The 22,555-nt window shown below is 72.2% G+C and carries 18 protein-coding genes; 12 read left to right on the forward strand and 6 right to left on the reverse strand.

What is annotated here, in order from left to right:
* Positions 1-44: 44 nt before the first annotated feature.
* On the reverse strand, positions 45-1,454 hold the full coding sequence (radA, locus tag QQM72_RS38255) for a DNA repair protein RadA (protein WP_314225416.1): 1,410 nt from the start codon (positions 1,452-1,454) through the stop codon (positions 45-47).
* A 275-nt stretch (positions 1,455-1,729) separates the two neighbouring features.
* Here radA and QQM72_RS38260 point away from each other — a divergent pair, with 275 nt between their 5' ends.
* Positions 1,730-3,514: a BACON domain-containing protein gene (locus QQM72_RS38260; protein ID WP_314225417.1), complete on the forward strand. Its 1,785-nt coding sequence runs from the start codon at positions 1,730-1,732 to the stop codon at positions 3,512-3,514.
* A gap of 176 nt (positions 3,515-3,690) precedes the next feature.
* Here QQM72_RS38260 and QQM72_RS38265 read toward each other — a convergent pair whose 3' ends face one another.
* Positions 3,691-4,569, reverse strand: a complete 879-nt coding sequence (locus QQM72_RS38265; protein ID WP_314225418.1) for a hypothetical protein — start codon at positions 4,567-4,569, stop codon at positions 3,691-3,693.
* Positions 4,570-4,640: 71 nt separating this feature from the next.
* Between QQM72_RS38265 and QQM72_RS38270 the strand changes: the two genes are divergently transcribed.
* From QQM72_RS38270 to ilvD, 4 genes are all read left to right on the forward strand, one after another.
* Positions 4,641-5,573 carry a Ppx/GppA phosphatase family protein gene (locus QQM72_RS38270; protein WP_314225419.1) on the forward strand — a complete coding sequence of 311 codons (933 nt, stop codon included), beginning with the start codon at positions 4,641-4,643 and terminating at the stop codon, positions 5,571-5,573.
* Between the two features lie 148 nt (positions 5,574-5,721).
* Complete coding sequence (locus QQM72_RS38275) at positions 5,722-6,579, forward strand: sugar phosphate isomerase/epimerase family protein (protein WP_314225420.1); 858 nt, start codon at positions 5,722-5,724, stop codon at positions 6,577-6,579.
* On the forward strand, positions 6,576-7,181 hold the full coding sequence (locus QQM72_RS38280; protein ID WP_314225421.1) for a TetR/AcrR family transcriptional regulator: 606 nt from the start codon (positions 6,576-6,578) through the stop codon (positions 7,179-7,181). Before QQM72_RS38275 ends, QQM72_RS38280 begins: the two co-directional genes overlap by 4 nt.
* A gap of 160 nt (positions 7,182-7,341) precedes the next feature.
* Positions 7,342-9,195, forward strand: coding sequence for a dihydroxy-acid dehydratase (gene ilvD, locus QQM72_RS38285; RefSeq protein WP_314225422.1), 1,854 nt, complete (start codon positions 7,342-7,344; stop codon positions 9,193-9,195).
* A gap of 483 nt (positions 9,196-9,678) precedes the next feature.
* Here the strand turns inward: ilvD and QQM72_RS38290 are convergent, their stop codons facing one another.
* Complete coding sequence (locus tag QQM72_RS38290; RefSeq protein ID WP_314225423.1) at positions 9,679-11,856, reverse strand: serine/threonine-protein kinase; 2,178 nt, start codon at positions 11,854-11,856, stop codon at positions 9,679-9,681.
* A 186-nt stretch (positions 11,857-12,042) separates the two neighbouring features.
* Here QQM72_RS38290 and QQM72_RS38295 point away from each other — a divergent pair, with 186 nt between their 5' ends.
* The 3 genes from QQM72_RS38295 (at position 12,043) to QQM72_RS38305 (ending at position 14,518) form a co-directional block, all read left to right on the forward strand.
* On the forward strand, positions 12,043-12,369 hold the full coding sequence (locus QQM72_RS38295) for an SH3 domain-containing protein (protein WP_314225424.1): 327 nt from the start codon (positions 12,043-12,045) through the stop codon (positions 12,367-12,369).
* A 478-nt stretch (positions 12,370-12,847) separates the two neighbouring features.
* Positions 12,848-13,432: an EamA/RhaT family transporter gene (locus QQM72_RS38300; RefSeq protein ID WP_314225425.1), complete on the forward strand. Its 585-nt coding sequence runs from the start codon at positions 12,848-12,850 to the stop codon at positions 13,430-13,432.
* Positions 13,433-13,741: 309 nt separating this feature from the next.
* On the forward strand, positions 13,742-14,518 hold the full coding sequence (locus QQM72_RS38305; protein WP_314225426.1) for a class I SAM-dependent methyltransferase: 777 nt from the start codon (positions 13,742-13,744) through the stop codon (positions 14,516-14,518).
* Here QQM72_RS38305 and QQM72_RS38310 read toward each other — a convergent pair.
* On the reverse strand, positions 14,482-15,945 hold the full coding sequence (locus tag QQM72_RS38310) for a SulP family inorganic anion transporter (RefSeq protein ID WP_314225427.1): 1,464 nt from the start codon (positions 15,943-15,945) through the stop codon (positions 14,482-14,484). The two genes, QQM72_RS38305 and QQM72_RS38310, sit on opposite strands and share 37 nt — an antisense overlap.
* 571 nt (positions 15,946-16,516) lie before the next feature.
* Between QQM72_RS38310 and QQM72_RS38315 the strand changes: the two genes are divergently transcribed.
* The 3 genes from QQM72_RS38315 to proC all read left to right on the forward strand — a co-directional run bounded on the left by QQM72_RS38315 (position 16,517) and on the right by proC (position 19,231).
* Entirely contained in the window at positions 16,517-17,401 is an 885-nt protein-coding gene (locus tag QQM72_RS38315; protein WP_314225428.1) for an ABC transporter ATP-binding protein, read from the forward strand.
* Positions 17,398-18,222 (forward strand): ABC transporter permease, encoded by an 825-nt coding sequence (locus QQM72_RS38320; RefSeq protein WP_314225429.1) that lies wholly within the window; start codon positions 17,398-17,400, stop codon positions 18,220-18,222. The genes QQM72_RS38315 and QQM72_RS38320 overlap by 4 nt, the downstream gene beginning before the upstream one ends.
* A gap of 196 nt (positions 18,223-18,418) precedes the next feature.
* A complete protein-coding gene (gene proC, locus QQM72_RS38325) occupies positions 18,419-19,231 on the forward strand; it encodes a pyrroline-5-carboxylate reductase (RefSeq protein ID WP_020132448.1) in 813 nt (270 codons plus the stop codon).
* 14 nt (positions 19,232-19,245) lie between these two features.
* Here the strand turns inward: proC and QQM72_RS38330 are convergent, their stop codons facing one another.
* Positions 19,246-19,833: a cysteine hydrolase family protein gene (locus QQM72_RS38330; RefSeq protein WP_314225430.1), complete on the reverse strand. Its 588-nt coding sequence runs from the start codon at positions 19,831-19,833 to the stop codon at positions 19,246-19,248.
* 75 nt (positions 19,834-19,908) lie between these two features.
* Here QQM72_RS38330 and QQM72_RS38335 point away from each other — a divergent pair, with 75 nt between their 5' ends.
* Entirely contained in the window at positions 19,909-20,916 is a 1,008-nt protein-coding gene (locus tag QQM72_RS38335; protein ID WP_314225431.1) for a GlxA family transcriptional regulator, read from the forward strand.
* Here QQM72_RS38335 and trpS read toward each other — a convergent pair.
* Positions 20,844-21,881, reverse strand: coding sequence for a tryptophan--tRNA ligase (gene trpS / locus QQM72_RS38340; RefSeq protein ID WP_314225432.1), 1,038 nt, complete (start codon positions 21,879-21,881; stop codon positions 20,844-20,846). The two genes, QQM72_RS38335 and trpS, sit on opposite strands and share 73 nt — an antisense overlap.
* Positions 21,882-22,555 lie beyond the last annotated feature (674 nt).

The following is a 22,555-nucleotide window of genomic DNA, read 5'->3' on the forward strand; positions in this document are numbered from 1 at the left end:
TTCGCGCACTCGTTTCGTACGGACGGGCGAGACCAGGGCAAAGTCTACCGGCGCTCCTCCGCATCCCGTGGGGCGTCTCGTCGACGGGAGCGCGGCAGGACCCGCAGGGCGTCCCCTATGTCCGCGACCTCCAGGACCTTCATGCCCGCGGGGACCTTGCCGGGATCGCCTGGCACGAGCGCGTGCGTGAAGCCCAGGCGGTGTGCCTCCGAGAGCCTGCGCTGGACGCCCGTGACCCGTCTGACCTCGCCCGCGAGGCCGACTTCGCCGATCGCGACCAGGTTCTTGGGCAGCGGGGTGTCGCTCGCGGCGGAGGCCAGGGCGAGGGCGATCGCCAGGTCCGCGGCGGGCTCCGAGAGCTTCACTCCGCCGACCGTCGCCGAGTAGATGTCCCGCTTGCCCAGTGCGCTGATCTTGCCGCGCTGCTCCAGGACGGCCAGCATCATCGAGACCCTGGAGGTCTCCAGGCCGGACGTCGTGCGGCGGGGCGAGGGGATCTGCGAGTCGACGGTGAGGGCCTGCACTTCGGCGACCAGGGGGCGGCGGCCCTCCAAGGTGACCGTCAGGCACGTACCCGGGACCGGTTCGTCACGACGGGTCAGGAAAAGTCCGCTCGGGTCGGCAAGGCCCGTAATGCCCTCGTCGTGCAGTTCGAAGCAGCCGACCTCGTCGGTGGCGCCGTAGCGGTTCTTGATGCCCCGCACCAGGCGCAGGCGCGCGTGGCGGTCCCCCTCGAAGCTCAGCACGACGTCCACGAGGTGTTCGAGGAGGCGGGGGCCGGCGATCGCGCCGTCCTTCGTGACATGGCCCACCAGGAGCGTGGACATGCCGCGTTCCTTGGAGGCGCGGATCAGGGCGCCGGCGACCTCGCGGACCTGGGCCATGCCGCCGGGTGCTCCGTCGATCTCCGGTGAGGCCACGGTCTGCACGGAGTCCATGATCAGCAGTGACGGCTTCACCGCGTCCAAGTGACCGAGGACGGCCGCCAGATCGGTCTCGGCGGCCAGATACAGGTGGTCGTCGATGGCGCCGATGCGGTCGGCGCGCATGCGGACCTGGGAGGCCGATTCCTCGCCGGTCACATACAGCGTCCGGTGTTCGTCGCTCGCCGACTTGGCCGCCACGTCCAGCAGGAGCGTCGACTTTCCGACGCCCGGCTCACCGGCGAGCAGGACGACCGCGCCCGGTACGAGTCCGCCGCCCAGCACGCGGTCCAGCTCGGGCACGCCGGTGGGGCGGGCGGTGGCCGTCCGCCCGTCGACCTGGCCGATGGGGAGGGCGGACGTCGTGACGCGCCCCGGCGTCGTCGTGCGGACCGCGGGCGTGCCGTACTCCTCGACCGTCCCCCAGGCCTGGCACTCGGGGCAGCGGCCGAGCCACTTGGCCGTCTGCCAGCCGCACTCCGTGCAGCGGTAGGACGGACGGTCCTTGGTGGTCTTCGTGCGGGCAGCCATGGGGAAACCGTAACCGCCGCCACCGACAGCCGGACGCGCCTGTGGACAACCGGCCTCGCCGGGGCCCGTCCCGAGGGCCTTTTCGCCGCCCCGCGCGGGCCCGCGCCCTCCGGGAGAGGGCAGGCACCCCTTGTGATTTGGCCACGCCCGATCACGAACGAGCCATGGGACCCCCCTCCCCTGTCCCCTTATGAGGGATCGTTTCACCCGTACGGATTAAAAGGACTCAAGGGACAAGAAGACCTGGTTCCACGCCGCCTACGGTCGCACAGGTGATGAGCAGCAGCCCGGAAATCTCGACCCGCTCGACCGGCGCGCACCGGGCGCACCGGGAGGCGCGCGACAGCGCTGCGGCGCGCACGCTCGCGCAGCGACCCCCCGCGCGCTATGAGCCCTACCTGGACGGCCTGTTCACCTACTGCCTGTCCGTCCTGTGCGACCACGAAGCCGCCACCGCCGCCCTGGGTGACGTCCTCGCGTTCGCCGAACGACGTGGCCAGCGTGGTCCCGAAGCGGCGGGCGACCGCCGGGCCTGGCTCTACGCGCTGGCCCGCTGGGCGTGCCTGCGCAAGCTCACCGAGGCCAAGCAGAAACGTCAGGGCGCGCAGAAACGTCAGGGCACGCACGCGGCGGCCCGCGACGGCGCCCGCGGGCAGCAGGGTGCGAAGCCCGCCACGGCCACGGCCACCCCGACCGCCACGACCTCGGCAGGCCCGCCCGCCTCCGACGGGGCCAGGGAACAGCGCCGGCGTGAGCTGACCCAGCTCGCCTGGCCGGAGGCCGCCGGCACCACCCCGGAACAGCGCGAGGCGCTCGAACTCGCCGTACGCCACCACCTCGCCCCCCACGAGGTCGCCGCCGTCCTCGGCAAGGACCTGGCCGCCGCCCGCGAACTGCTCGCCTCCGCCGCCTGCGAGGTCGAGCGCACACGCGCGGCGCTCGCCGTCGTCGAGGCCGGCGGCTGTCCTGGCGTGGCCCGTCTCACCGGCGAGAACCAGTTCGTGCTCAGCGTCGCCCTGCGCCGCGAGCTCGTCCGGCACGTCGACGACTGCCCGCGCTGCCGCCGGGCCGCCGAACGCGCCGTCCCCGGCCGCTGGCCCGGCGCCGGCGTCACTCCCGCCGAGCTGCCCGTCCTGTCAGCGCCCCGCGCGGAGCTGCTCGTGGCCATGGGCCATCTCCCGCGCGCGCGGGGAGCCGCCGCACCGCGCTACGACCGGCGGGGCTTCCCGATGGACCCCAAGGACCGGGCCGCCCGCCGGGAGCGACTCCGCGCGCGTGCCGTCACCACGACCGTCGTCGCCACCGTCGTCGCCGCTCCCGTGCTCGCCCTGTGGGCGGCCTACCGGGGCACACCGACGGGGGAGGGGGTCGAGGGCCGCTCGGCCAGTGCCAGCGAGGCCCACGACCCCGACAGCCTCGACGGCGGGACGGTCGGCGGCTACGAGAACGCGGGGAACGCCAGCACCCGCCCCGGCGCCGATTTCCCCAAGGGCGACGGACCGGATGTCTCCGTGGAGGTCGTCAGCGTCACGGGGCTCGGCAGCAGCGCCGCCGGCAAGCTCTCCGTGACGGCCGCCAACCACGGCGACACCACCCTCATCACCCTCACCGCGGCCGCCGGCGCCGACGGGCCGGTCCGCTGGTCGGCCACCACGGCGGCCTCCTGGCTCTATCTGAGCCGCTCCACGGGCACGCTGAAGCCCGGCGAGGCGGTGACGATCAAGGTGTACGTCGATCATCTGCGCGAGCCCTCCGGGCACTGGCACGCGCGCGTGGCCGTCGCCCCGGCGGGCGCCGTCGTCTCCATCGACGGCTACGGCACCGTGTCCGGCCCCTCGGGCCCGGGCAACGGCCCAGGGCCGGGCGGCCCCGGCGGCCCGCCCTCGCCGTCCCAGCCGGAACCGACGCCCACGGCGCCGTCCTCCCCCGATCCCACGCCGACCGATCCGCCGTCCTCGTCCGACCCGGAGCCCACGCCGGGCGACCCGTCCCCGACCGCCTCGGAGGATCCGACCCCGCCGTCCGACGACAGCGACCCGCCGAACCCGGCGACGTCGTAGGCGTCGGCCGCAGGCGGCACGGGCTCACTGCGGGCCCGCACGGGCGGCACGGGCTCACACGGGCCCGCACGGGCCGGGACCCAGGCCGCCGACAGGGGTCGAGGCGCCCGAGGCCGCCCGGCACGTCAGCCCTCGGCCCCTCAGCCCTCCAGCCCCGCCCCTCAGCCCCCCGCCCCTCAGCCCGGCGGGTTCGCCGGGTCCGCCGGATGAGGTGCCAGCAGCGGGAGCTGCGAGGCGAGCCGCTGTTCGCACAGCTCGACCAGGCGGTCGTAGCCGGCCTTGCCCATCAGCTCGGTCAGCTCCGGGCGGTAGGAGACGTACACCGGGTCGCCCGCGCCGTGTGCCGAGGTCGCGGACGTGCACCACCAGTGCAGGTCATGGCCGCCCGGCCCCCAGCCGCGGCGGTCGTACTCACCGATCGACACCTGGAGCACGCGCGTGTCGTCGGGCCGGTCGATCCAGTCGTACGTCCGGCGCACCGGCAGCTGCCAGCAGACGTCCGGCTTGGTCTCCAGCGGCTCGCGGCCCTCCTTGAGAGCCAGGATGTGCAGCGAGCAGCCCGCGCCACCCGCGAAACCGGGACGGTTCTGGAAGATGCACGAGCCGTTGAACGGGCGGGTCTGGCGGGAGCCCTCGTCGTCCTCCGAGACCCAGCCGTCCCGGACGCCCTCGTCGTGGTGCTGCCAGATGTCCGGCGTGAGCCGTGCCACGTGCCCGGCGACGCGCTTCTCGTCGTCCTCGTCGGAGAAGTGGGCGCCCAGGGTGCAGCAGCCGTCGGCCGCGCGGCCCGGCTGGATGCCCTGGCAGCCACTGCCGAAGATGCAGTTCCAGCGAGAGGTCAGCCAGGTCAGATCACACCGGAAGACCTGTTCGTCGTCCGCCGGGTCGGGGAACTCCACCCACGCGCGCGCGAAATCGAGACCCTTCTCGTCCGCGGCAGGCGCCTTCGCTGCCGCCGTCTGGGCCTTGTTCGACTTCTTCGGTGGCTTCACCGGCTTCGCCCGCGAAGAACCGCCGGTCGATTTGTCCGTCTTCGCCTTGTTCGTCTTTGGCACTCGTCCAGGGTAAGTCGCCGGGAGCGGCTTCGGGGACGGCCGAGGCCCACGCGGGCAGTAGCGTTCCCTACATGAGACTCGGTGTCCTCGACGTGGGATCGAACACGGTGCATCTGCTGGTGGTGGACGCACACCCGGGCGCGTGCCCCCTGCCGGCGCACTCGCACAAGGTGGAACTGCGCCTTGCCCAACTCCTCGACGAGGACGGCGCGATCGGTCCGGAGGGCGTCGACAAACTGATCGCCGTGATCCAGGAGGCGCTCCAGGCCGCCGAGGACAAGGGCGTGGAGGACCTGCTGCCGTTCGCGACCTCCGCCGTGCGCGAGGCCAGCAACGCCGACGACGTCCTCGCGCGCGTGCAGGCCGAGACCGGCGTCGAGCTCCAGGTCCTCACCGGCGCCGAGGAGGCCCGGCTCACCTTCCTCGCCGCCCGCCGCTGGTTCGGCTGGTCCGCCGGGAAGCTGCTGGTCCTGGACATCGGCGGCGGCTCCCTGGAGATCGCCTTCGGCATCGACGAAGAGCCCGACGCGGCCGTCTCGCTGCCGCTCGGAGCAGGTCGGCTCACCGCGGGCTGGCTGCCCGGCGACCCGCCCGACCCCGAGGACATACGAGCGCTGCGCCGCCACGCCCGTGCGCAGATCGCCCGCACGGTGGGGGAGTTCAAGCGCTTCGGCGCCCCCGACCACGTCGTCGCCACGTCGAAGACGTTCAAGCAGCTCGCCCGCATCGCAGGCGCCGCCCGCTCCATCGACGGCCCGTACGCCCAGCGGCAGCTCAAGCGCGAGTCGCTCGAGGCCTGGGTGCCCCGTCTGGCGGGCATGACGACCGCCCAGCGAGCGGAACTCCCGGGCGTCTCCGAGGGCCGCGCCAACCAGCTCCTGGCGGGCGCGCTGGTCGCGGAGGGGGCGATGGACCTCTTCGGCGTGGAGAACCTGGAGATCTGCCCCTGGGCGCTCAGGGAAGGCGTCATCCTGCGCAAACTCGATCACATGAGGTCGGAGTGACGGACCCGCGGGCGGCCGGCCGTGACCTGGCCGGCTCCGCCGCGCGGACACGGGCCACCAGGCCGTGCGCCCGCCCTCCCGTGGCGAACACCACAACGGCGGCCGGGGGCCCGGCACCCGGGTGACCGCACCCCGTAACCTGTCCCCCATGGCAGAGCCAGTCGTGCGGATCCCGGATGCGAAGGTCGCCCTGTCGACCGCCTCGGTCTACCCGGAGTCGACGGCGACGGCGTTCGAGATCGCCGCGCGCCTCGGATACGACGGCGTCGAGGTCATGGTCTGGAACGACCCCGTCAGCCAGGACATCGACGCGCTGCGCAGACTCAGCGACTACCACCGGATCCCGATCCTCGCCGTCCACGCTCCCTGCCTGCTCATCACCCAGCGGGTGTGGTCGACCGACCCGTGGACCAAGCTCCAGCGCGCCCGCGCGGCGGCGGAGAAGCTCGGCGCGAGCACGGTCGTCGTGCATCCGCCGTTCCGCTGGCAGCGCCAGTACGCGCGGGACTTCGTCACGGGCATCTGGCGGATGGCGGACGAGACGGACGTACGGTTCGCCGTCGAGAACATGTACCCCTGGCGCTACCGCGACCGCGAGATGCTCGCGTACGCGCCCGACTGGGACGTCACGAAGGACGACTACCGGCACTTCACGATCGACCTCAGCCACGCCTCCACGGCCCGCGCGGACGCGATGCAGATGATCGACCGCATGGGCGACCGCCTGGGCCACGTCCACCTCGCCGACGGAAACGGTTCGGCCAAGGACGAGCACCTGGTCCCCGGCCGCGGCGCACAGCCCTGCGCCGAGCTGCTCGAACGGCTCGCGCTGAGCGGCTTCGACGGGCACGTCGTCATCGAGGTCAACACGCGGCGAGCGATGTCGAGCGCCGAACGTGAGGCCGATCTGGCGGAGGCCCTGGCCTTCACGCGCCTGCACCTGGCCTCCGCCTCGCAGACGGCCCCGCCGGCCCCGTCCCCCACGGCGAAGGTGCCCCGCCGATGACCGGCGTCGCCGCCCGCAAGCGCGGTCGTCCCCCTCGTTCGGAGTCGGCGGACACCAGGGACCTGATCCTGACGGCCGCCCGCGAGGAGTTCTCCGAGCGGGGCTACGACAAGACGTCCGTACGCGGTATCGCGAAGGCCGCCGGCGTCGACCCGGCCCTGGTGCACCACTACTTCGGTACCAAGGAGCAGATCTTCGAAGCGGCGGTCGAGGTCGCCTTCGGGCCCGCGCTGGGCGCCCCGGAAGCGGTCGCCGACGGCCCGCTCGACCAGGTCGGCGAGCGGCTCGCCCGCTTCGTCCTCGGCATCTGGGAGAACCCGACGACCCGCAAGCCCCTGCTGGCGATCGTGCGCTCGGCCGTGAACAACGACACCGCGGCCGCCGTCTTCCGCCGCCTGGTCGCCACCCAGGTGCTGCGCCGGATCGCCGGCCGGCTCGATCTGCCGGACGCCGAACTGCGCGCCGAACTGGCGGCGGCGCAGCTGGTGGGCTGCGCGATGCTGCGGTACGTGATCAAGGTGGAGCCGCTGGCCTCGGCGGACCTGGAGCTGATCATCGCGCGCCTGGCACCGGTCGTACAGGGGCACCTGACCGGGCCGTGAGGCGCGTCTCGGACGCGGGCTCGGCGGCGACTCGGACGAGGGCTCGGAGGTGAGACATACGTCCCGGTATACGGACGCCGTGTCCGCCCCCTGGATGACCGGCGTACGCTCGTCAGCAGTCAGAAGTCTCTGATCGCAGTCTCTGAAGGAGCGAGCGACGATGCCCGAGCTGAGGTCCCGCACAGTCACCCACGGCCGCAACATGGCGGGCGCCCGCGCCCTTATGCGCGCCTCCGGTGTACCCGGTGCGGACATCGGCCGGAAGCCGATCATCGCGGTGGCGAACAGCTTCACCGAGTTCGTGCCCGGCCACACGCACCTCCAGCCGGTCGGCCGGATCGTCAGCGAGGCGATCACCGCGGCCGGCGGCATCCCGCGCGAGTTCAACACGATCGCCGTCGACGACGGCATCGCGATGGGCCACGGCGGCATGCTCTACAGCCTGCCCTCCCGCGACCTGATCGCGGACAGCGTGGAGTACATGGTCGAGGCGCACTGCGCCGACGCCCTGATCTGCATCTCCAACTGCGACAAGATCACCCCGGGCATGCTGAACGCGGCCCTGCGCCTGAACATCCCCACGGTCTTCGTCTCCGGCGGTCCGATGGAGTCCGGCCGCGCCACCCTGGTCGACGGCACGGTCCGCACGCTCGACCTCGTCGACGCGATCTCCGACGCCGTGAACGACAAGATCTCGGACGAGGACATCCTCCGTATCGAGGAGAACGCCTGCCCGACCTGCGGCAGCTGTTCCGGCATGTTCACCGCCAACTCGATGAACTGCCTGACCGAGGCCATCGGCCTCTCCCTCCCCGGCAACGGCTCGGTGCTGGCCACCCACACGGCCCGCCGGGCGCTGTACGAGGACGCGGGGCGCACGGTGATGGACATCACCCGCCGCTACTACGAGCAGGACGACGAGACGGTCCTGCCCCGCAACATCGCCACCATGGCGGCCTTCGAGAACGCGATGGCCCTCGACATCGCCATGGGCGGCTCGACCAACACGATCCTCCACCTGCTGGCCGCAGCCCAGGAGGCGGGCGTCCCGTTCGGCCTGGAGGAGATCAACGAGGTCTCGCGTCGCGTGCCCTGTCTCGCCAAGGTCGCGCCGAACGTGGCGAAGGACCGCACGTACTACATGGAGGACGTGCACCGCGCCGGCGGCATCCCCGCCCTGCTCGGCGAACTGCACCGCGCGGGTCTGCTCAACGAGGACGTGTTCTCGGTCCACAGCCCGTCCCTGGCGGACTGGCTGAAGACGTGGGACGTCCGTGGCGGCTCCCCCTCGCCCGAGGCGCTCGAACTGTGGCACGCGGCCCCCGGCTGCGTCCGCTCCGCCGAGGCCTTCTCCCAGTCCGAGCGCTGGGAGGCGCTGGACGTGGACGCCGAGGGCGGCTGCATCCGCTCCGCCGAGCACGCCTACAGCAAGGACGGCGGTCTCGCGGTCCTGCGCGGCAACATCGCCGTCGACGGCTGCGTGGTCAAGACGGCCGGCGTCGACGAGTCGATCTGGACCTTCGAGGGCCCGGCCGTCGTCTGCGAGTCGCAGGAGGAGGCCGTCGAGAAGATCCTCAACAAGCAGGTGACGCACGGCGACGTCGTCGTCATCCGCTACGAGGGTCCCAAGGGCGGCCCGGGCATGCAGGAGATGCTCTACCCGACGTCCTTCCTCAAGGGCCGTGGCCTCGGCAAGACCTGCGCCCTGATCACCGACGGCCGCTTCTCCGGCGGCACCTCGGGTCTGTCGATCGGCCATGCCTCGCCCGAGGCGGCCTCCGGCGGCACCATCGCCCTCGTCGAGGACGGCGACCGCATCCGCATCGACATCCCGAACCGCACGATCGAACTCCTCGTCGACGACGCCGAACTCGCGCGGCGCGAGGCGGCCCTCGGCGGCGTCTACGCCCCGAAGAACCGCGAGCGCAAGGTGTCCGCCGCCCTGCGGGCCTACGCCGCGATGGCGACGAGCGCCGACAAGGGCGCGGTCCGGGACGTGTCGAAGCTGGGCTGACACCCGGCACCCGGCGCCTTACGCCCGGCGGCTTACGCCTGGCACCCGGCACCCGGCGCCTTACGCCCGGCGGCTTACGCCTGGCACCTGGCACCCGGCGCCTTACGCCCGGCGGCTTACGCCTGGCACCTGGCACCCGGCGCCTTACGCCCGGCGGCTTACGCCTGGCACCCGGCACCCGGCGGCTTACGCCTGGCGCCCGGCACCCGGCGCCTTACGCCTGGCACCCGGCGCCTTACGCCTGGCGCCTGGCACCCGGCGCCTTACGCCCGGCGGCTTACGCCTGGCGCCCGGCACCTGGCGCCCGGTGGTCACCCGCCGGGCAGTCATCACCGGGCAGTCGGGCAAGCGTTGCCGTGAGGGCCGTCTCCGCCGTACGGAGGCGGCCCTCGGCGCGTCTCACCGGCCTGGCGTCACAGCCCTGCCGTCACCCGTCCGCTGTCACCGGCCCGCTGTCACCGGCCCGTCGTCACCCGTCCGCTCTCACCAGTCCGCCGGATCCCGTCCGCCCACCGCGAAGACGGTCCCGTCCGGGGCGCCGGCGTAGACGTGGCCGTCGACCGCCTCGGGCGCGGGCAGCGTGGCCACCACCTCGTCCGAGTTGGCGCCGAGCCGCAGCCCCGTCTGCCCGACGAGCTTGCCCTTCTCGGCGTCCACGGCGAGGAGCCGTCCGTCGGCGGCGCTGAAGTAGACGTGCTCGCCGTCGGCGACCGGTACCGAACCCCGGCTCACCGACGTCTGAAGGGACCACACCTGCTTGTCCAGGGCCGTGTCGACGGCGACGAGCGATCCGTCGAAGGCCAGGAGGTAGACCCGGTCCCCCTGCACGGTCGCCTGCGCCTCCTGGAGCGCGACGCGCAGCTTCACCCGCAGCGACTTCCGGTCCTGCGGGGAGTAGCGGACCACGGCGTCGACCGTGCCGTAGTCGGCGCCCTGGGACAGCAGGACGAGGCTGCCGTCCGCGGTACCCACGAGACGCAGCGTGCCGCTGAGCCGCTCGTCCCAGCGCACCTTCCCGGTCGCCGGGTCCACGGCCGTGATCCGGGTGCGCCCGTCGTCCGACGTGGTCGACGCGTACGCCAGCGGATCCTTCGGGAACGACGTGAAGTAGGGCTCGCTCAGCTCCGGAACGCGTCGGCTCCACACCGGCTTCCCCGTCGCGGCGTCCACCCCGGTCACCGTGTTGTCGGCCGCGGTCAGCAACAGGGTGCCGCCGACGCTCCGGACACCCGGGTAGTCCGACAGGTCGCGCTGCCAGCGGGTGGCGCCCGACGCCGGGTCGAGCGCCTCCATCCGCTTGCCCGAGTGCGTGATCACCTGAGCCAGCCCGCCCGAGAGCACCGGGGCCCGGCTCGGCCCGTCGTCGTCGCTGAGGACGTGCCGCCACAGCACCCGCCCGTCGGACGCGTCCAGCGCCGACACCAGCCCCTTCTGGACGCAGAGCAGCCGTCGCGCGTCGTAGGTGCACTGGGGCATGCCGCCAGTGCCCGTACCGGTACCCGCGCCGGTGCTGCCCTTCGCCGGTCGCGTGCTCCAGGGGGTGAAGGCCGACGACGCGGACTGCGAGCCGCCCGCCTTGCCCCGCGGGTCCCGGCCCGGGTCCTCCTCGCCGGGCAGCTGCGTCGCGAGGACCGCGCCGCCCGAGAGGACGGCGACCAGCGCGCCGACCGCGAGGGCCACCCGTCGGCGCCGCTTCGCCCGCTCCGGTGCCCCCGCGGGCTCCTCCGCCCCCTTTGGCCCCGCCGCGCCCGCCGACTCGTCCGCGCCCGCCGACTTGGCCTCGGCCTCCTCCAGCGTCCGCTGCGACGGTATGAACGCCTGTGTGTCGTACGAGGCCGCCACCGACCGCAGTTCCCGCATCAACTCGTCCGGCGTGGGCCGGTCCTCGGGCTCCTTGGCCAGACAACGCACCACCAGCGGCGCGAGGTTCCCCGGTACGCCGGTCAGGTCCGGCTCGTCGTGCACGACCTGGTAGGCGACGACGTACGGGCTGTCGGAGTCGAACGGCCCGCGTCCCGTCGCCGCGTGCACCATCACCGACCCGAGCGCGAAGATGTCGGCGGCCGGCCCCACCTCCCGCGGCCGCCGGAACTGCTCCGGCGCCATGAACGGCGGCGTACCGATCAACTTGCCCGTCTCGGTGCGCAGTTCGCTGTCCTTCGGCCGGGAGATGCCGAAGTCGATGACCTTCGGCCCGTCCTCGGCCAGCAGGACGTTGCTCGGCTTCAGATCCCGGTGCACGACCCCGACCCGGTGGATGTCCCGCAGCGCCTCCGCGAGTCCGGCCATCAGCCGCCGCAACTCGCCCGAGCGCATGGGGCCGTTCTGCTTCACCTGCTCGGCGAGCGTCGAACCGGGAATGAACAGGGTGGCCATCCACGGCCGTTCGGCCTCCGGATCGGCGTCGACGACGGGTGCGGTGAACGCCCCGCTCACCCGCCGGGCGGCGGCCACCTCCTGCCGGAAACGGCCCCTGAACTCGGGATCCCGGGCGAACTGGGCATGGACGACCTTCACCGCGACCTTCATCCCGGAGGTGCTCCGGGCCAGGTGCACCACGCCCATGCCACCGGAGCCCAGACGTTCGTCCAGGCGGTAGTGGCCGGCGTACTCCGGAAGTTCCGCTTCCGCGCCCGCCCCGGTGTTGCGCTGTGGCGTCATGGACCAACCACCCCCGTGCTGTTCAACCGCGCGCGCGACGCACGGAGCCTAGTCGATGACTCGTACGGGACAGAGGCGGCTTGCTAGCCTCCGTGTGCGAATCCTGTACATGTGTTTCATTGCGTGTTTTAGGGGAATCAACGTGACCCCATGGCAGTCATGGGGTTCTACGGGGGAGGTTTTTCCATGTCTGTTGACCGTGTCGAAGTGGAAGAGGTCGCGAGCGGCGGGACGGCGGAGGCCGTCGCGGCGGCCGCGGCGGCCCTCACGTACTACCCGGTCGCCCCGGGTGTCCGGCTGAACGTCCGCAGCGGCCCCGGTACGAGCTACCCGGTCGTCAGGGTCCTGGCCGAGGGCACCAAGGTCCCGATCTTCTGCCAGACCCCGGGCACCTCGGTGTCCGGCCCGTACGGCACGACGAACATCTGGGACAACATCGCCGACAGCCAGTTCGTCTCGGACGCGTACGTACGGACGGGCAGCGACGGCTACGTCGCCGCCCACTGCGCCTGACACGACCCGGACCCGGACCCGGACCCGGACCCGGAACCGGATCAGCATCCGGTCCCGGGACCCGGAACCGGACTCGAGCCCTGATCCGAACCCTGGTCCGAGGCGCAACCTCGGACCAGGGTTCGGACGGGTCTTCGGCGGGCCTTCGACCGGCTTGTTCGGACGGGTTTTCGGCGGGCCGTCGACCGGCTTGTTCGGACGGGTTTTCGGCGGGCCGTCGACCGGCTTTCTGCGACCCTCGGACGGCCTGGACCGGCCTCGGACTGCCTTTCGGCGGCCTCGAACGGCCATGGACCGGCTCCCGACCCCGGCCCTGGACCGGGCCCTGGACCGGATCCCGGCCCTGCCTCGACCCGGATCCCGACCCGGGATCGACCCGGATCCCGGCCCGGGATCGACCCGGATCCCGACCGGCCTCGACCCGGTCCACGAGCAACCCACCCGGGAGCCCGCCTCCGCCCGGAGCCATAATCGTCCCGTGAGCGACGAGAACGGCACCCCGGACACTTCGGCCGGCTCCCGGGACACCTCGACCGGCGCGGCGGGCACCCCCACCGGCACCCCCACCGGCCGGCCGGGAAGCCCCGCAGGCGCCGGGCCCCGCCCGGAGCCCCTCCGCTTCTTCGGCACCACCTGGGTGGACCACGCCCCCGGCTTGCGGGGCTACGCGGCCCGCCGCATCGCCGCGGCCGTCGGTTCCCTGGCCGCCGCCACCGTCTCCTGCCTCGTCCTGCGCTTCGCCTACGAGGGCATCGCGATCGCCGACCTCGGCAGCTTCGTGACGCTTCTGGTCGTCGTGATGTTCGCGGTCTGCACCGCACTCGCGTTCCGCCACACGTGGGGAAGCTTCACCAAGCGCCCTGACCCCGACCGCCAGGCCTCCCTGCGCGGTCTGCTCGCCGTCGGCTTCGTCGGCTCGCTGCTCGCGTACTTCTTCCGCACCCTCACCGAGGCACCCGGCGAGAGGCTCCACCGCGGGGAGTACGACACGGCTCGCGAACAGTACGAACGCCGCTCCACCCGCCGCACGGGCAACCCGTCGAAGAAGCGCCGCCGCGGCTGACCCCCCTCCGCGTACTGGTGTCGCCGGGGAGCAGGACACGGAGAAGGGACCGTGCCGCAACGGCCGACCCGGCTCCGACCCGCAGATCCGGCCCGCAGATCCGAGCCGCAGATCCGGCCCACAGCCTCGGTCCACAGGCTTGGTCTCTCCGGCCGCAGTCGCGGTCAGCAGGTCCGGCCCGCCGACCCGACCCACAGCCTCGGTCCACACCCTCGGCCTCGCCGACCCGGCCCGCAGTCGGGGCCCGCAGTCGGGGCCCGCAGCCCCGGCCCGTTCCCCATCCCGCCCGCCTCCGGCCACCATGGCCCCATGACGTCCTCCTCAGACACCCGCGAACACACCACCCGAGCCCACTCCTTCAACTCCGCCGCGGCCCAGTACGCCGCCAACCGCCCCTCCTACCCGGCCCCCCTCTTCGACACGATCGAGGAGCTCGCCGACCGCCCCCTCGCCGGGGCACGGGTCGCGGACGTCGGGGCCGGCACCGGCATAGCGACCGCCCTCCTGCACGCCCGCGGCGCCGACGTCATCGCCGTAGAGCCCGGGGACGGCATGACCGCGCAGTTCCGCCAAGCCCTCCCCGGCGTGCCGATCGTCCGGGGCGACGGCAACCACCTCCCCCTGGCCACCGCGTCCCTCGACTTCCTCACCTACGCCCAGTCCTGGCACTGGACCGACCCGGCCCACTCGGTCCCGGAGGCCCTGCGCGTCCTGCGTCCGGGCGGCGCGCTGGCGCTGTGGTGGAACACCGGCGCCCTCGACGTGCCCTGGCTCGCGGAGGCGGCCCAGCGCATCAACCGGTATTTCGGGGAGAGCATCTCCGCGAACAGCAAGAACGTGAACGCCCGCGTCGTCGACCCCACCGGCCGCCTCGGACTGACCCGTCGTGAGGTCCGCTGGAGCCGCCGCGTCCCCGTCGACACGCACCTCGCCAACATCGGCAGCCACTCGCTGTTCCTGGTCCACGGCGAGGAGGCGAGCACCGCCTTCCTCGCCGAGGAGCGCGAGCACCTGATGCGAGCCTTCCCCGACGGACTCGTCGAAGAGGTCTACGACGTCGTCCTGCTGCTCGCGATCAGAGCCTGACCGCGCGCGGCGGCCCACCCCGCCAGGGCCGCCGCACACGCGTGATCCACATGCCGCAGCCCGTCCAGCTCCAGCCGCACCGCGCGGTCGTGCGGCAGCGAGTCCAACGCGTCCAGCAGCTTCGGCAACCGCAGGAACGTCGCATGGCCCCGTACCCGTACGACGAGGCCGGCGTCTCCCCGGTCCTCCGTCTCGACCTGCACATGGCTGATCTCCCACGCCGTCTTCGCCACGGCCAGCGCCAGCCCGACCAACACCCCCTCGAACAGGTTCCCCGCCACGATCGCCACCGCAGTGACCCCGAGCACGACGGCCTCCGCCCGATGCCCGCGCCACAGCTTCAGTGCCTCCCGCCAGGGCACCAGCTTGCAGCCGACGTACGCCAGCAGTCCGGCCAGTGCCGCGACCGGAACGGCCCCCAGCACCTCGGGCAGCGCTGCCGCGAACAGCAGCAGCCACACCCCGTGCAGCACCCGAGACGCCTTGGTCCACGCGCCCGAACGCACCCCCTCGGAGACGGCGCCCCCGACTCCCGCGACCGCGCTTCGCACGATGAAGGTCGTCATCGGCAGCGCGCCCAGCACTCCGCACACGGCGTTGCCCGCGCCCTGTGCCATCAACTCCCGGTCGTAGTCCGTCCCCCGTCCGTCGGGCAGCCGGTCCGCCGCCGCGGCGCCGAACAGCGACTCCGCCGACGCGATCAGCGCGAACGCCACTACGGTCCCGATCACCCCCACTTCCGTCAGCCGTCCGAGATCCGCCGCCTGCGGCACCCGTACCGCGTTCCACAACCCCTGCACCTGGACCCGCCGCACCTCCAGGTCGAACACCCACGTCGCGCCCGCCGCCGACGCCACCGCGACCAACGGCGCCGGAACCAGCCGCGCACCGCGCCGCCAGCGCCCCCACAACAGCAGCACGACCATCGTGGCACCCCCCACTGACAACGCCACCGGATCCACCCGCCCGGGCAGCGCCACCAACCCGGTGAGCCGGTCGAGGCCGCCCGCCGGCGCGGCCGCGTCCCCGAGGGCGTACACCTGCCCGGCGACCAGCACCAGTCCGATCCCGGCGAGCATCCCGTGCACGACGGCCACCGACACGGCCCGGAACCACCGCCCCAGCCGCAGCGCGCCGAGCGCCAACTGCACCAGCCCGGCGGCGAGGACGAGCACGCCGAGCGCCGCCACGCCGTACCGCTGGACAGCCTCATGGACGAGCACGGTCAGCCCCGCCGCGGGCCCGCTCACCTGGAGGCTGCCGCCGGGCAGTGCCCCGACCACCAGCCCGCCGACGACGGCGGTGATCAGCCCCAGTTCGGCGGGCACACCGGAGGCCACGGCGATGCCCACACAGAGGGGGAGCGCGACGAGGAACACGACGAAGGAAGCGAACAGATCGGACTTACGGACACCACGGAGCAACACGACGGCACCTCCAGGAGGAAACGGGAGATGCGTGGGCGCGCCGCACCGGGGGAGGGCACGACGACGAAGCAGCGCGGACCGGAGCGGGGGCGAGCCCGACGCTACGGAAGCGCATGAATTCCATTGTCGGTTGAAACGACAGGCCGGACGGGAGGTTCCTGTGGTGACCCGGTGAACACGGAAGCGAAGGAACCGGAACATCCGCTTCCAACGCCACCCTCACGCGCCCGCGCCATCCCCACGCGCCTGCGCCGCCCCCACGCGCCTGCACCATCTCGGCACGCCTCGCCACCCGGGCACGCCTCCGCTGCGCCTGCGCGCCTGCACCATCTGGGCGTACCCGCCACCTCCCCACGCCCGCACCGCCCTCACGCGCCTGCGTCACGCCCACGCGCCTGCGTCACCCCCGCGCCCGCACCGCCCTCACGCGCCTGCGACCCGCCCACGCGCCTGCGTCACCCCCACGCGCCTGCGTCACCCTCACGCGCCCGCACCACCCCCCCGGCCCGCACCACCCCCACAAGCCCGTGCCACTTGACGCCCAAACGCACCCCGGAGCATTATTCATCGCATGATGAATTTTAAGCCGGACTCCCGCCCTCGCGGCGAGGACACGACCCAGGCGCCACCTCCCGCGCCCGCCGTAAGAGCCGAGAACCTGACCGTCGTCCGAGGCCCCCGCACGGTCCTGCGCACCCTCGACTTCACCGTCCCCCGCGGGCAGATCACCGGCTTGCTGGGCCCCTCCGGCTGCGGCAAATCGACCCTCATGCGTTCGATCGTCGGCACCCAGGACAAGGTCACCGGCACCCTCGACGTCCTCGGCCGGCCCGCGGGCCACCCCACCCTCCGCACCCGCATCGGCTACGTCACCCAGGCGCCCTCCGTCTACGACGACCTGACGATCCGCCAGAACCTCGACTACTTCGCCGCGATCCTCGACCCGGGCCGAGCGGCAGCGGACCGCCGCCACGAGGACGTCACCCGGGCCATCGCCGACGTCGACCTCACCACCCATGCCGACGCCCTCGCCGGCAACCTCTCCGGCGGCCAACGCAACCGCGTCTCACTGGCCGTGGCACTCCTCGGCACCCCGGAACTCCTGGTCCTCGACGAACCGACCGTCGGCCTGGACCCGGTCCTGCGCCGCGACCTGTGGAACCTCTTCCACGACATCGCCGCCACCCGGGGCGCGACCCTGCTGATCTCTTCCCACGTCATGGACGAGGCCGAGCGCTGCCACCGCCTGCTGCTCATGCGAGAGGGCGAGATCCTCGCCGACGCCACCCCCGAGGACCTGCGCACCCGCACCGGCGCCGACACGGTCGAATCGGCCTTCCTGCACCTGGTGGACGCGGCGACAGAGACAGCCCGCACGAAGCAGAGCCCCACGAAGGAGACCCGCACGAAGGAGACCCCCATGAAGAAGACCCCCACGAAGGAGACAACGCGATGACCAGGACCACGACCACGACCACGACCACGACCGAAACCACGCCCACCACCGCGGCTCCGGCCCCCGTACCCACCACCAGCGCCCTGAGCCTCTCCCGCACCACCGCCACCGCGGCCAGGGTCCTGCGCCAACTGCGCCACGACCCCCGCACCATCGCGCTGCTGATCCTCATCCCCTGCGTGATGCTGTTCCTGCTCCGCTACGTCTTCGACGGCAGCCCGCGCACCTTCGACAACATCGGCGCGTCCCTCCTGGGCATCTTCCCGCTGATCACGATGTTCCTGGTCACCTCGATCGCCACCCTGCGCGAACGCACCTCCGGCACCCTCGAACGTCTCCTAGCCATGCCCCTCGGCAAAGGCGACCTGATCGCCGGTTACGCCCTCGCCTTCGGCACCCTCGCGATCATCCAGTCGGCCATGGCCACCGGCCTGGCGGTCTGGTTCCTCGACCTGGACGTCACGGGCAGCCCCTGGCTCCTCCTCCTGGTCGCCCTTCTCGACGCGCTCCTGGGCACCGCCCTCGGCCTCTTCGTCTCCGCCTTCGCGGCCTCGGAGTTCCAGGCGGTCCAGTTCATGCCGGCGGTGATCTTCCCCCAACTCCTCCTCTGCGGCCTCTTCGCCCCCCGCGACACCATGCACCCCGCCCTGGAAGCCGTCTCCGACGTCCTCCCCATGTCCTACGCGGTCGACGGCATGAACGAAGTCCTCACCCACACCGACATGACGGCCACCTTCGTACGAGACGTCCTCATCGTCGGCGGCTGCGCATTCCTGGTCCTGTGCCTGGGAGCGGCCACCCTCCGACGCCGCACAGCGTGACCCACCAGCCCGTCCGGCGCTCGAGGACGAGGCCGTCCAGGCCGAAGGGGGTCTGGGGGCGCAGCCCCAGGGTCGGGACGGGAAGGGGCGGCGGGGGAGGGAAAACGACGTCCGCCCACCGGACAGGCAAGCCGGACGGGCACCCCCGGTGCGACGATGAACCCCGGACGACGCAACCCCCGGAGGGCCCCGCACCATGACCCAGAAAGTCGCAGTCCTCGGCACCGGCAAGATCGGCGAAGCCCTCCTCAGCGGCATGATCCGCGGCGGCTGGCCCCCCGCCGACCTCCTCGTCACCGCCCGCCGCCCGGAACGAGCCGAGGAACTCCGCACCCGCTACGGAGTCACCCCGGTCACCAACGCCGAGGCCGCCAAGACCGCGGACACCCTGATCCTCACGGTCAAACCGCAGGACATGGGCACCCTCCTCGACGAGCTCGCCCCGCACGTCCCCGCCGACCGCCTGATCATCAGCGGAGCCGCCGGCATCACCACCGCCTCCATCGAGGAGCGCCTCGCCGCCGGCACCCCGGTCGTCCGCGTCATGACGAACACCCCCGCCCTCGTCGACGAGGCGATGTCCGTCATCTCCGCCGGTACCCACGCCACCGCCGCCCACCTCGCCCACACCGAGGAGATCTTCGGCGCCGTGGGCAAGACCCTCCGGGTCCCCGAGTCCCAGCAGGACGCCTGCACCGCCCTCTCCGGCTCCGGCCCGGCGTACTTCTTCTACCTGGTCGAAGCCATGACGGACGCCGGCATCCTGCTCGGCCTGCCCCGCGACAAGGCCCACGACCTCATCGTCCAGTCCGCGATCGGCGCCGCGACCATGCTCCGCGACAGCGGCGAACACCCGGTCAAGCTCCGCGAGAACGTCACGTCCCCCGCCGGCACCACCATCAACGCCATCCGCGAACTCGAGAACCACGGCGTACGGGCCGCCCTGATCGCCGCCCTCGAGGCCGCGCGCGACCGCAGCCGCGAACTGGCCTCGGGCAAGAAGGACTGACGCCGCCGGGGCGGTCAGGCACCGGCCGCCCCCACGAGCTCCTCGGTCGTCACCACCCGCGCGAACCCACCCCCGTGCAGGGACACCGCCGACGCCTGCGCGATCTCCTCCGCACTCCGCCGCCAGCCGAACGGACCCTCCAGGTCGAAGGTGTACGTCGCGTCGTACGCGAACAGCACGTCGTACCCGAGGTTTCCGCCCATCCGCGCCGTCGTCTCCGCGCACATGTTCGTCTGGATCCCGGCCACCACGATCTGCGGGATCCCCTCCGCGCTCAGCCAGGCGCCCAGATCCGGCGTCCCGAGAAACGCCGAGTTCACCGTCTTGGTCAGGAACAGCTCGGCCCCGGAGCCCTTCCCGCGCCGCTCCTCCACGTACTCCTTGAAGTCGTTCCCCTCGTACCCCAGCCGCAACGGCGACCCCGGCTTCACCGAGTCGTGCCGCACGAACACGACCGGCCGCCCCGTCCCCTGCCACACGTCGATGAGCGCGGCGATGTTGTCATCGGCCCCGGGATTGTTCCGCGCCCCCCAGAAGCCGAGCTCCTCGAAGCCCTTCTGCACATCGACGACCACCAGCGCTGCGTTCTCCGCGATATCCATGCCCTCGATCCTGCCGCCGGGACCGCCTCCGCCCCAGCGGGCCAGAAGACAGCGATCGATGGTTTACTGCCACTCATGAAGTCTGCGTACCGGGTCGCCCTCGTCGCCTTCCCCGGCATCCGCGCCTTCGACGTCTCCGTCATCACCGAGGTCTGGGGTACCGACCGCACCGACCGCGGCGCCCCTGCCTTCGACCTGCGCCGAGTCGCCACCGACCGCGCTTCCGTCCCGATGCGCGGCGGCCTGGCCCTCGCTCCCGACCGCACCCTCGCCTGGCTCTCCCGAGCCGACCTGATCCTGGTCCCCGGCCTGGACGACCACCTCACCCCCGCACCCGCCCCCGTCCTGGACGCCCTCCGCCGCGCCCACGCCCGCGGCACCACCCTCGCGGCCCTGTGCGGCGGCGCCTTCACCCTCGCCCAGGCCGGCCTGCTCGACGGCCGCCGAGCGATCACCCACTGGGGCCTGATCGACCTCCTCCGCACACACCACCCCCGAGTGAGCGTCGTCCCGGACGCCCTCTTCATCGAGGACGACAACATCTGGACCGCCGCCGGCACGGCGGCCGGCATCGACCTCTGCCTCCATCTGGTCCGCCGCTCCCACGGCGCCGAAGCCGCCGCCACCATCGCCCGCTCGATGGTCACCGCCCCCTTCCGCACCGGCACCCAGGCCCAGTTCATCGAACACCCCACCCCCCGCGCCGACCGGGACGCCGACACCCTCGCCGCCGTCCGCGACCACGCCCTGCGCCACCTGCACGAACCACTCACCGTCGCCGCCCTGGCGGCGCGGGCCGGCATGTCCCCCCGCAGCTTCGCCCGCCACTTCACGGCCGAGACCGGCGCCACCCCCCTGCGCTGGCTCCTCGACCAGCGCATCGCCGCGGCCCAGAAACTCCTCGAACGCACCGACCTCCCCATGCCCGAGGTGGCCCGGCGGGCCGGCTTCGGCAGCGAGGTCACGATGCGCCAGCACTTCGCATCGCGCCTCGCCACCAGCCCACGCGCCTACCGGACCGCGTTCAGCACCCGGTCGGCGACCGGCTCCGGCGCGGGCGGAAGCAACCCGATGGCGCGATAGGCGCTGTCCACGACCGGCCGCGCCATTGCCCGGGCCTTCGCCGCCCCGTCCCGCAGCACCCCCTCCACATGGACGGGATCCGCGCACAGCTCCCTGTGTCTGGCCTGCAACGGCCGCAGGACCTCGACCACCGCGTCGGCCGTGTCCTTCTTCAACGCGCCGTACGACCCATAGGCGGCGGCCAGTGCCTCCGGCTCCCCGCCCGTACACGCGGCGAGGATCTCCAGCAGATTGGCGAGCCCGGGCCGCTCCTCCCGGTCGTACACGACCTCCCGCCCACTGTCGGTGACGGCCCGCATGACCTTCTTGCGCACCACATCGGGCTCGTCCAGCAGATAGACGATCCCCGGCCCGAAGTCGTCGCTCTTGCCCATCTTCGACGTCGGCTCCTGGAGGTTCATCACCCGCGCCGCAACCGTCGGATGCGTGGCCTTCGGTACGACGAACGTGTGGCCGTACCGCTGGTTGAACCGCACCGCCAGATCACGCGTCAGCTCGACATGCTGGGCCTGGTCGTCGCCGACCGGCACCTCGTCGGCCCCGTAGGCGAGGATGTCCGCCGCCATCAGCACGGGATAGGTCAGCAACGACAGCCGCACACTGCCCCCGCGCTCCCGCTCCCGCCCGGACTTCTCCTTGTACTGGATCATCCGCCGCATCTCGCCGTCGGTGGCCACGCACTCGAGCAGATACGACAACCGCGCGTGTTCGTCCACATGACTCTGTACGAACACGGTGCACAGTTGTGGATCCAGTCCCGCCGCCAGCAACAGCGTCGCCGCCTGCCGACTGAGCCGACGCACCCGCGCCGGATCGTGCTCGACGGTCAGCGCGTGCAGATCGACGACGCAGAACAGCGAGTCCGCCCGGTGCTGGTCGACCTCGGCCCACTGCCGCAGAGCGCCCAGGTAGTTCCCCAGCGTCAGATGTCCGGTCGGCTTGACCCCGCTGAAGACCCGCTTCATCTCTCCACCTCCTGGTCGAGACCGCCACTCCGGCCGGCCGACCCCCTGGAACCCTGGAGGGAGAAAAGAGAACGGCCGCCGAAGCGGCGGCCGTTGAGTGCATACGTGAGCACGGCCGCCGTCAGGCGGCCCACCACAGCTGGGTGCACGTACGCGTTGTCATGTCCGTCAGAGTACGCCTCAGGGGTGCCCGAGGGACATGAGTTGACACACCCCGACCCGGTACGTAGTGTTCTCCGAGTTGTTCGACGTGAGCGCCGACCCCGGTCGGTCCCCGGACAGCCATTCCGCAGGTACCAACCACTTCTCGACGCGCAGTCGATTCGTCTGCCGTCGTGTCGTCGTCATGTGTATTAGCGAAATGAGGAATCCGCGTTCGAAAGGACGCAGGCCCCCGATTGGCTTCAGGGGCCGGGAATCCGCTAAAGTCTCACTCGTCGGAACGGCCCAACAGCCGGGAAGACAACCCCCCTCTGACTGGGAATCAGGACCGAAAGGATCTGATAGAGTCGGAACCGCAGGAAAGGAAACCGCGAAACAAAAGCGGGAACCTGGAAAGCACCGAGGAAATCGGGTCGAGAAAAGATCTGATAGAGTCGGAAACGCAAGACCGAAGGGAAGCGCCCGGAGGAAAGCCTGAGAGAGTCTCTCGGGTGAGTACAAAGGAAGCGTCC

This window comes from Streptomyces zaehneri, from assembly GCF_032248645.1.
In the GTDB taxonomy this organism is placed as follows: domain Bacteria; phylum Actinomycetota; class Actinomycetes; order Streptomycetales; family Streptomycetaceae; genus Streptomyces; species Streptomyces coriariae.